We start from the raw sequence: 8887 nt of genomic DNA, 5'->3' as shown, positions 1-8887 counted from the left end.
AGGCGGTCAGCATCGGCTCGCGCGCGGCGGGTGAGGGGTCGATGATGGTCAGCCGGCGATGCCCGAGCGCCAAGCGGGCGTTGTTCCAGTTGCCGTGGTCGTCGGGACCGCGATGCGCCAATGCCCGCATCATGCGCGCGACATCGGAAAGATCGCCGCTCCCGATCGGATCGCGCTTTCGCCAGACGCCGGCTATTCCGCACATGGCCCGCCGGCCGTTCTTGCCTGATGCATCGCTTCTTGAATCGCCGTTTGCGACAAAGAGGCCGGCCGATGCCGGCACGGCTGCAATCTAGCCACAACAAACGTCGCCGCAAGCGATCTCGCGCCTTGCGAACAGGCCACTATACGCCTGTCGCGGCTTTGCGTCAGAACCCGTGTTCGATGCGCTCGAAGATAACGTTGGTGAAGGCCGATATCTGGCTGCCGATGAATGGGCCGGTCAGCGCCACCACGAGCATGATGGCGACGATCTTCGGCACGAAGGTCAGCGTGATTTCCTGGATCTGGGTCAGCGCCTGGATGAGGGCGATGCCGATGCCGACCACCATCGCCACCAGCACCACGGGGGCGGAAGCGGTGAGAACCGTCCACACCGCGTACTGGACGATATCGAGGGCATCGGCCTCATTCATGCGGGTACATCCCCAGCGGTCAGACTAAAGCGCGCCGCGATCCTTCGGATTCGCTCCATGCGCTTTAGGTCTTTGGTTTTACGCACGTCTTTATCCCGAAACCGGTTCCCACTTTAGGGAGACATGCTTTAGCTGGCCGGCTTGATCGAGACGCCGGCGCCGACCGGGACCTTGGTGCCATCCTGCAGCACGGCGATCAGACCGTTGCTGGAGAGCGTCACCGAAGCCACCGTGCCGGTGGTCTTGCCGTCGGCCGAGGTGATCGAGCGGCCGATCAGCGCGTCGGCCTGCGAGAGCGCCGATGACTGCATGATCTGGTCGAGCTTGGTGTTGGTCTGCACCGACTGCTCGACCTGGGAGAAGGTGGCGAGCTGCGCGACATATTGCGTCGAATCCATCGGCTTGGTCGGATCCTGGTTCTTCATCTCGGCGATCAAGAGCTTCAGGAACGACTGGTAGTCCACCGCCGTCTTCGAGGTCTGCTGGCTGGCCTGGTTGGCGCCAACCGGGATCGTTGTCGTCATGTCGACAGCCATCTTATGCTCCTACAGCCAGTGCGCGGGGCGCTTCGGGAATCTCGTCAGTGCCTTCGAGCGCCTTGCGCTCGAGCGGATAGAGCGCGCGGATCGCCTTCAGCGCCTCGTAGATCTCGTTCTCGCCGACCATGCGGTCGATCTGCTTCAGGCGGTTGCAGATGTCCTGGTTTTCGAAGCTCGCGATCAGCATCGGCAGCGAGCGGCGGAACATGTCGCGCGCCTCCGCGGCGCCCGCCGGGTTGATCAGCATGATCTGCACGATGAAATAGAGCTGCCTGAGCGGCGTCGAGGCCTGGTCGGCCTGGATCACATGGCTTTCGAGCAGGAACTGCACATCGTTCATCAGCTCGATAGTGACCTTGCGGTCGACGCGGATGACAGCGCCGTTGATGTAGATCTTCTCGTTAGGCTTCAGCGAGATCTTCAGCGTGTTGGTCATTGGATGCCGTCTCGGATGATCTGAGAGACCTCGATCAATCCTTCGAAATTGTTGGTGCGGCCCTGGCGGATGTCCTCGGTCTCGCGCAGCAGCCACAGGCCGATGGAGATCAGGTTGGCGCGCAGCTCCTTGGGGAGCGCGTTGTCGCTGGAACCGAGATCCTCGACGAAAGTGGTCCAGATGCGGTTGGTGAAATGCAGCGCCTCGACCGCCTCCATGGAGTCGGTGCCGACCGCGGCCGCCGCCGCCAGCATGTCGATCGAGCGGGTGAGCAGCTGCCGCTCCCGGTCCTTGGCGTCGGCGACGGAGTCGGTCTGGATGTCGGCGTAGGAGAATTGATACATCGTCGGCGCTCTGGCGTTCCGGTTTACGTGTTCAAGTCAGATAGTTGAGCAGGCTGAGCTGCTGCAAACGCGCGGTCAAGGCAAAGGATGTCTCGATATGCTGTGTCAGGTCGGCGACGCGGGTTGCTGCTTCCGCCGGATCGACGCCTTCGAGGTCGACAATGTGCTTCTCGAAGAGGTCGACCTGGGTCTTCATGCGGTCGCTGGCGTCGGACACCCGCTGCTGGGCAATACCTGTCTCGGCTCGTATCTGGGTGATGCCGCCGATGGCTTCACCGACCAGTGCCTGGGCGCGGCTGACGACCGCGTTCTGCGCGGCCTCGCTGATGCTGCCCGTCATCAGGCCGCCATGGCGAGCTTGCGGATGCCTTGGTCGTTGGCGCTGACCGAGGTCTGGGTGGTCTCGTTGAGCGAAATGCGGCTGGTGATCTGCTCGTCGGTGGCGCTCGACCAGTTGGCCTGCCAGCCGGAGCCCAGGAATTGCGGCTCGACCTGCGTGGTGATGAAGTTATCCATCTGCGCGGCAGTGATGTTGGCCGCAGCCGGGTCGGTCTGGGCAAAGCCGAAATAGCTGGTGAAAGCGGCGTCGAACGCCGCCTTGGCCGGCGAGCCGGCGGCGTTGAAATCGTCGATCGGCTTGACGTCGGTGTTGGTGCCGGCAAACAGATATTCGCCGTTGACGCTGGTGTTGAGGATGCCCGTCATCTGCTGCAGCGCCGAGGCGCCCGCGGTCCGCAGGATGCTGGTCGAGGAGTCACCCGACACGCCGCTGGTCAGCGCGGACAGAAAGCTCTGCGCGCTGTTGGCGATCTGGCCGAGCGAATCCTGGGTCGATTTCAGGCGCGCGGTGACGAGCGCGTTGGAATCGACAATGCCGTTCAATCGGTCGAGGTCGCGCTGGAAGGTGACGGCCTGGGTGGTGCGGCTGCCGAGCGCCAGGCCGATATCGGCGACCGTGCCGGTCTGTGATTCCTTGGTCGCCTTGATGAGCTCCGCCTGCATCTTCGCCTGCTGGTAGCGCAGCGCGTTGGATATGGCAGCCGAGGAAACGCCTGTCGCTTTCATGAATTATCCCACCGCCGCCAACAGGGAATCCAGCATGTCGCCTACCGTCTTCATCATATGCGCCGATGCCTGATAGGTGTGCTCGAGGTCGAGAAGCAGGGACATCTCCTGATCGATATTGACCCCGGTGTCGTTGGACAGCGCCTCGGCCGTGCGTGCGGCCAGCGCCTGCTTGTTGTCGGCATTGGTCGAAGCCTGCTGGCGCACGCCTTCGAACCAGCCGATGGCGTTGGCCGCATAGTCGGAGACGCCGGAGCTGACGGCAATGCCGGTGGACGTATCGAAGGCCATCGGCTGATCCAGCTTGTTGCCGTAACCGATCAGCAGGTCCGCATAGGATGCGCCGCCGCCGGTGTTGGCGACATAGGCCACGCCGTTGGCGCCGCCGTCGCGCAGCAGCGCGGGATTGCCGCCGGCGCTCGGATCAAAGGCGGCGTTGACGCTGATCGACCCGGCGAGGCCGTCGACCAGGGTGCCGGCGGGCGGAATTGCCGGCGCGCCGGGCCATGTGAACAGGCCGGTCGCGTTGGGCTGCGACGGCGCGGTCTCGGCAAATGCCGTGATCAGGCCGCGCGCGATTTCGTCGAGCTGGCTCTGCATGGTCGAGGCGACGCCGTCGCGCAGCTTCAACAGGCCCGCAAGCTTGCCATCGGCGGTGGTGTTGTCGCCGGTGCCCGCGGAAACCGGCACGTTGTCGATATAGATCGTGTTGCCGGGCGTGCCGGCCGAATAGCCGGACGACGGCGTGAAGGTCACCGAGCGCGGCACGGTCTCGAACAGCGTCGTGCCGTCCTTGGTGGTGATGACCATGTCGTTGTCGCCGCGCGTGAAGGTCGAGACCGGGACATATTCCGATATCTTCTTCAAAAGCGCGTCGCGCTGGTCGAGCGCGTCGGATACGTCCGTGCCCGAGCGTGTGCCCGAGATGACGGCCCTGTTGGCGTCCTGGAACTGGCTGAGCAGCGAGTTGAGATCGTTAACGGCGGTGGCGATCTGGCTGTCCGCCTGGGTGCGAAAATCCTGGATCGCCTTGGTGCCGCTGTTCAGCGAATTCACCACCTGCTTGGCGGCGTCGACGACGCTGGTGCCAAGGTTCTGGTTCGACGGCGTTGTGGCGTAGAGCTGCAGGGCTTTCTGCAGGTTGGCGATCGCCGTCGAGGGCGATGACGCGTTGTCGACCCCGTTGACCGACAGATCGAGCTGATCCATGCCGTCGTAAAGCGCGCTTTGGCCGCTCCATGCCGACAGCGCCTGGAGGTTCTGCCGAAACAGCAGATCATTGGCGGTACGCTGGATTTCCACCATTCTGGCGCCGGGCGCCGTGCTGGTCACCACGGCGATGCGGCGGGTATAGTCCGGGTTCGAGGCATCGGCCACATTGCGCGATACGACGCTGGTCTGCTTGGAGGTGGCCAGAAGCGCCGACTGGGCAATGCTTAGTGCGGAGGAAAGCGACATGCTGATCTTTCACGGGCGGCGCCCGTCGGTTATCTCTTCAGGTTGACGAGGACGTCCATCAGGTCCGAACCGGTCTGGAAGACCTTGGAATTGGCGGTGTAGCTGCGCTGCGCCGCGATCATGTTGGTCAATTCCTCGGCGATATCGACGTTGGAATTTTCAAGCGCTCCGGAGACGATGGAGCCGAGCTTGCCCTCATTGGCAAAGCCGATATGGACCGCGCCGGAATCGGTGCTCTGCACATAGACGTTGCCGGGCATGGCGGTGAGGTTGTCGGGACTCTGAACATCGGCAAGCGGGATCTTGTAAAGCGCCTTGGTCGAGCCGTCCGCGAACTGCGCGTAGATGACGCCGTCCTGGCCGATCTGCACCTTCTGGATAGAGCTCGGCGCGTTGCCGTTGACCTTGGCGTCGGCGACGGTGAAGCCGGTGCCGAGCTGGGTCAGCTTGGAGAGATCGAGGTTGAGGGTCTGGCCGCCCGGAACGGTGAAGGAGACGCCCGTGGTCGCGCCGGTGAGCTTGCCGGTGGTGGTGTCGAAGGTGAGGTTGGCCGATCCCAGCATGCCCCCCGTATAGGGGAACGAGGTGCCCGGGGTCGCCTTCGACTGGTCGAAGACCGCGACCTGCCAGGTGCCGGCGCCGGTGTTGGTGAAATAGACGTCGAGCAGCTTCTTGTTGCCGAGATTGTCGTAGGCGACCAGCGAGGTTTTCGACGTGTACTGGGCGGTCGCGCTGTTGGTGGAGGGCAGACTGCCGGCCGCGACCGGAGTGGCGCCTGCCGGCAGATTGCCGCTGAATATTCCGCTCGTGCTCGGCGTCGCCGTCATTTCCTGGTCGGAGATCTGCACCGGCACCAGGCCCTCGAAACCGTTGGCGGTCGCCGCCGGATCGCCATTGGCGTAATCGTAGGCCATGAGCTGGTAGCCCGCGGCATTGACCAGCCGGCCTTGCGCATCCGGAACGAAGGAGCCGGCGCGGGTGAGGTAGGGCGTGCCGCCGGCGTCCTGCACGACGAAGAAGCCGTCGCCGTTGACGGCAAGATCCGACACCGAAGTGGTGTAGGTCATGACGCCCTGGGTGCTGACGGCGGAGCGGATCGTCGTCGTCACGCCGCCGGAATTATAGGCGCCGCCGGTGCCGGGCATGATCAGGGACGAGAATTCGGCCGAAGAGCGCTTGTAGCCGGTGGTGTCGGAGTTGGCGATGTTGTCGGCCACCGTGGACAAGCGGTTGGCCTGCGCGTTCATACCGGAAACGCCGGTCCGCATCATTCCGTAGAGGCTCATCGATGGATCTCCGCAGTGCCTGGGTAGGAGGCCACAAAACTATGCCTCGTGTCTTGCGCGAGGCTGGCGCGGGATGTGCCTTGGACGTGATGGCGTTTCGTTGAATCGCCATCACGCCCAAACTCTTTGTTGGAGCATGATCTTGGTCCGAAAACCGCTTCCCACTTTTTGCTTTCGCTGACCTTCGGTTCGGGATCATGCTCTAGGACGGCCATCAAAACACCAGCCGGTAGCCGAGGAACCGCTTGGAATCGATCGGGTCGTGGCCGAGCTTCTCACGCAGCTTCTTGCGTAGCTTCGAGATGTGGCTCTCCACCACATTCTCCTCGACCTCTTCGTCGAAGATGCCGTAGATGGCGTTGAAGACCTGCGTCTTGGTCACGCGCCGGCCGCGGTTGCTGGCCAGATATTCCAGGATGCGCCGCTCGCGCCGCGGCAGCGGCAGCGGCTCGCCGTCGATCTCCGGATCGCGGCCGTCCATGAAGATGCGCATCGAGCCGACTTCGGTGTAGGCGGCCTCTTCGGAGCCGCGGCGGCGAATGGCGGTGATGCGGGCGAGAATCTCGCGGATATGGACAGGCTTGCGGACGACATCGTCGACGCCGCTCTCGAACAGGCGCAGCGTATGTTCGAGCGAGTGATGTTCGCTGAGCGCGATCACCGGTGCGCCGGTCCGGTCGCGGATCTGGCGCGCCGATATTGCGCCCTCGCGGCAGTCGCCGATGAGAAAGGCCCTGACGGATCTGAGATCGGTGTCGGCGGCGGAGTTCACCCATTCGCCGAATTCGCCTGGCGCGAAACCGGCCGTGGCCACGCCCTCGCGATCGAAAAGTGAAGAGTAGCCCTCTGTCACGAGCTCCCGCTCGTCAACGATCACGATCATCGGCCCGCCCTCCGAATCAATTCATTTGCCCCGTGGGGAAAGGGGTAGCCGGGTCGGCGAATCCTGAAAAACCATCATTTCTTGTAGCTATTTTCTTGGGAGTTTTTTTGGGAGCCGTAATAAAAGCGATTGTGCAAGTGTATTCGCGCCGGCTGTTGCGGGATGAATATTGGCGCTGGCGGACATGCTGGCGACGGCCGACCGGCATTCAGGGATATGCAACTATTGATTGCAAAATGTGCTGGCATTCGGCGTCCATTTGCCGAAGCCGGTGGCGACCATGTTGGCGATGACGCGGCAGACATAGACCTTCTGAGCCGGGTCGTTGTCGGGGCCGGCATGGTAGCGGGCGACGGCCAGCGACCAGGTCATGTGCCGTGCGTGCAGGGCGGCCAGGAAGCGTGCGGCATAGTCGACGTTCTGATGCGGGTCGAGCATGTCCTCGACGCTGCGGAAATGGTCGCCGTGATAGTGCTGGTTGATCTGCATGCAGCCGAGGTCGATCAATGTCTTGCCTTCGCGGCGGGCATTCTCGAAGGTGACGAGAGCTTCATCACGGCTGCGCGGGAACACAGCTTTTCCCTCTATATTCAAGGCATTAGGTTGAAGGCTGCCTTTCTTTCCGGTCTCTGTCAGGCCGACCGCATAGAGAATGCCGGCCGGCACGCCATAGCGATCCGCGGCGCGCAGGATCTCCGGCTCGCAGGGATTTGTGGCGGCGCTCGCGCCACCGGCCGCCAGGCTAGATATACATATCGTCGCCAGCGCCCTCGCGAAGAGGCGAAGCCGGGCGAGCAAATTCCTGTGCGCCATTGCTGTCGTTCCTTCCCGGTTGCCGGCCGCCGCCCGCGCCGTTGCCACCCGAGTTCCCGGGCTGGAACGAAGGCTGGTCGCGACCTGTCGACATCGGCATGGCGCTGTTGGCGTCCGTGCGGCTCGCCGCATGCGCTGCTATCGAAGGTTGCAGGATGGTGACCTTGTCGACGTCGAAGCCGAGGCTGCGCATCGACTTGACGATGGCATCGCTGTCGGTGGTGAGACGGCGATATGCCTCGTGCGTCTCCGGCTTCATCTCAATCGAAAGTTGCTCGCCCGATAGCCGCAGGCTGGCGGTGACCACCCCGAGCTCCGCAGGGTGGAGCTCGATCTTGAGCACGTGTGTCGGAACGGCAACAGAATTGGTCGTCTGGGAGCCTGCCGAGGCGCTTGCGAAAGCCTGCTGAACGCCGTTGTCCGAGGCAAGCACCTCAACCAGCGCCGACGCCGTCTGGCCGATCGGGTTTTGCGCCGGCGCCGGGAAGCTCTGCTGGCTGACGACTTCCATGCGTGTGGCGGAAGAAGGCGGCTTGATCGGTGTCTGCGGCGCGGCCGGCTGCGATTGTTGTGATGCCTTGGAGGCGGAAGCCGGTCGCCAGCCCTGCGGCGGCACAGGGCTGTCGGCCTGCGGCTCACTCCCTTGCGTCGGCAAGATTCCGGTTTCGCTGCGGCCGGGCATGTCGAGAGCCATATCCGCCGTCACCGGCTTCTGCCCGAAGTCGGGCCCGGATGCTTCAGCGGCCGTCGAACGGGCGGATCGCGACTGCGGCTCGGCGGAACTGCCGACCGGCGCGCGCTTGCCAATGCGCAGTTGCAGCTTCAGTGCCTCGTGCTCGCCGGCGCCCTCTCCATCGGCAGCCGAACCGTTCCCGCCCGCGCCCGACGATTGCGCGAAGTGCTTCATGTCGCTCAACGCCATCAGCAACGGCAAGCGGTCCTGCAGCGGCACGGAATCGTTGGCTTGGGCCGTGGCATCCTTGTCGGTCGTCGGCTTCGCCTCATCGGCCCGGGCGGCCGCGGCCCTCGTGGACTTTCCCGCGGCTTTCTGCGAGCCGGTTTTCCCTTGCGGATCCTGGTCAGGCTCCTGCTTGCCGTTGTCGGCCGCCGAGCGCTTTGCCAGATGAGCGCCCGGCAATACGGTCGCGTGCTTGTCCTGCGGCCGATCGGGCTTTTCCGTCTCGCGCACCATCTCGCCGAAACTCTGATCCTTGTCCTTGTCGCCGGCGGCGTGCTGCCGGGGCTGGGCCGAAGCGAAGCCCGGCAGGGTCTGGTTGACGCTGGTCATTTGGGGGCTGCTCCGAGGAGTTGGTCGATCTGGTCGAGCTGCCGGCGCGTGCTGGCCACCGCGGCGTCGATGGGGTCTTCCGCCTTCGAGGCCGTCGGTGCGGAGGCCTGGACCACTGGCGCGGCGTCAGCTTGCATGGG

General features: G+C 63.9%; 9 protein-coding genes and 2 pseudogenes. All 11 read right to left on the bottom strand.

The features are described from left to right. Window positions 1-205: pseudogene (locus tag EOA27_RS11135) on the bottom strand (asparagine synthetase B); the annotation flags it as partial. A 163-nt stretch (window positions 206-368) separates the two neighbouring features. Then, the gene (gene fliQ / locus EOA27_RS11130; RefSeq protein WP_040989996.1) at window positions 369-635 is read right to left on the bottom strand and encodes a flagellar biosynthesis protein FliQ; all 267 of its coding nucleotides are present in this window, start codon (window positions 633-635) and stop codon (window positions 369-371) included. A gap of 128 nt (window positions 636-763) precedes the next feature. Then, window positions 764-1171 carry a flagellar hook assembly protein FlgD gene (flgD, locus tag EOA27_RS11125; RefSeq protein WP_126059607.1) on the bottom strand — a complete coding sequence of 136 codons (408 nt, stop codon included), beginning with the start codon at window positions 1169-1171 and terminating at the stop codon, window positions 764-766. 1 nt (window position 1172) lies between these two features. Next, window positions 1173-1610, bottom strand: a complete 438-nt coding sequence (gene flbT, locus EOA27_RS11120; RefSeq protein ID WP_126081510.1) for a flagellar biosynthesis repressor FlbT — start codon at window positions 1608-1610, stop codon at window positions 1173-1175. Further along, entirely contained in the window at window positions 1607-1954 is a 348-nt protein-coding gene (gene flaF / locus EOA27_RS11115) for a flagellar biosynthesis regulator FlaF (protein ID WP_042640513.1), read from the bottom strand. Before flaF ends, flbT begins: the two co-directional genes overlap by 4 nt. A gap of 31 nt (window positions 1955-1985) precedes the next feature. After that, window positions 1986-3019 (bottom strand): annotated as a pseudogene (locus EOA27_RS11110) (flagellar hook-associated family protein). A 3-nt stretch (window positions 3020-3022) separates the two neighbouring features. Continuing rightward, a complete protein-coding gene (gene flgK, locus EOA27_RS11105; protein WP_126081512.1) occupies window positions 3023-4477 on the bottom strand; it encodes a flagellar hook-associated protein FlgK in 1455 nt (484 codons plus the stop codon). A 29-nt stretch (window positions 4478-4506) separates the two neighbouring features. Then, window positions 4507-5763 carry a flagellar hook protein FlgE gene (locus EOA27_RS11100; RefSeq protein WP_126059611.1) on the bottom strand — a complete coding sequence of 419 codons (1257 nt, stop codon included), beginning with the start codon at window positions 5761-5763 and terminating at the stop codon, window positions 4507-4509. A 214-nt stretch (window positions 5764-5977) separates the two neighbouring features. Next, window positions 5978-6646 (bottom strand): response regulator transcription factor, encoded by a 669-nt coding sequence (locus tag EOA27_RS11095; protein ID WP_126081513.1) that lies wholly within the window; start codon window positions 6644-6646, stop codon window positions 5978-5980. 222 nt (window positions 6647-6868) lie between these two features. Continuing rightward, window positions 6869-7459, bottom strand: coding sequence for a transglycosylase SLT domain-containing protein (locus tag EOA27_RS11090; RefSeq protein WP_126081514.1), 591 nt, complete (start codon window positions 7457-7459; stop codon window positions 6869-6871). Beyond that, the gene (locus EOA27_RS11085) at window positions 7389-8747 is read right to left on the bottom strand and encodes a flagellar hook-length control protein FliK (protein WP_126081515.1); all 1359 of its coding nucleotides are present in this window, start codon (window positions 8745-8747) and stop codon (window positions 7389-7391) included. The genes EOA27_RS11090 and EOA27_RS11085 overlap by 71 nt, the downstream gene beginning before the upstream one ends. Window positions 8748-8887 lie beyond the last annotated feature (140 nt).

The organism is Mesorhizobium sp. M2A.F.Ca.ET.037.01.1.1 (assembly GCF_003998075.1).
Taxonomy (GTDB): Bacteria; Pseudomonadota; Alphaproteobacteria; order Rhizobiales; family Rhizobiaceae; genus Mesorhizobium.
The sequence above is the reverse complement of the archived record's forward strand: the minus strand, read 5'-3'. Positions and strand labels throughout refer to the sequence as shown.

Coding starts and splice junctions, on each gene's coding strand:
- fliQ (WP_040989996.1), bottom strand. CDS start 635: ATGAATGAGGCCGATGCCCTCGATATCGTCCAGTACGCGGTGTGGACG.
- flgD (WP_126059607.1), bottom strand. CDS start 1,171: ATGGCTGTCGACATGACGACAACGATCCCGGTTGGCGCCAACCAGGCC.
- flbT (WP_126081510.1), bottom strand. CDS start 1,610: ATGACCAACACGCTGAAGATCTCGCTGAAGCCTAACGAGAAGATCTAC.
- flaF (WP_042640513.1), bottom strand. CDS start 1,954: ATGTATCAATTCTCCTACGCCGACATCCAGACCGACTCCGTCGCCGAC.
- flgK (WP_126081512.1), bottom strand. CDS start 4,477: ATGTCGCTTTCCTCCGCACTAAGCATTGCCCAGTCGGCGCTTCTGGCC.
- EOA27_RS11100 (WP_126059611.1), bottom strand. CDS start 5,763: ATGAGCCTCTACGGAATGATGCGGACCGGCGTTTCCGGTATGAACGCG.
- EOA27_RS11095 (WP_126081513.1), bottom strand. CDS start 6,646: ATGATCGTGATCGTTGACGAGCGGGAGCTCGTGACAGAGGGCTACTCT.
- EOA27_RS11090 (WP_126081514.1), bottom strand. CDS start 7,459: ATGGCGCACAGGAATTTGCTCGCCCGGCTTCGCCTCTTCGCGAGGGCG.
- EOA27_RS11085 (WP_126081515.1), bottom strand. CDS start 8,747: ATGACCAGCGTCAACCAGACCCTGCCGGGCTTCGCTTCGGCCCAGCCC.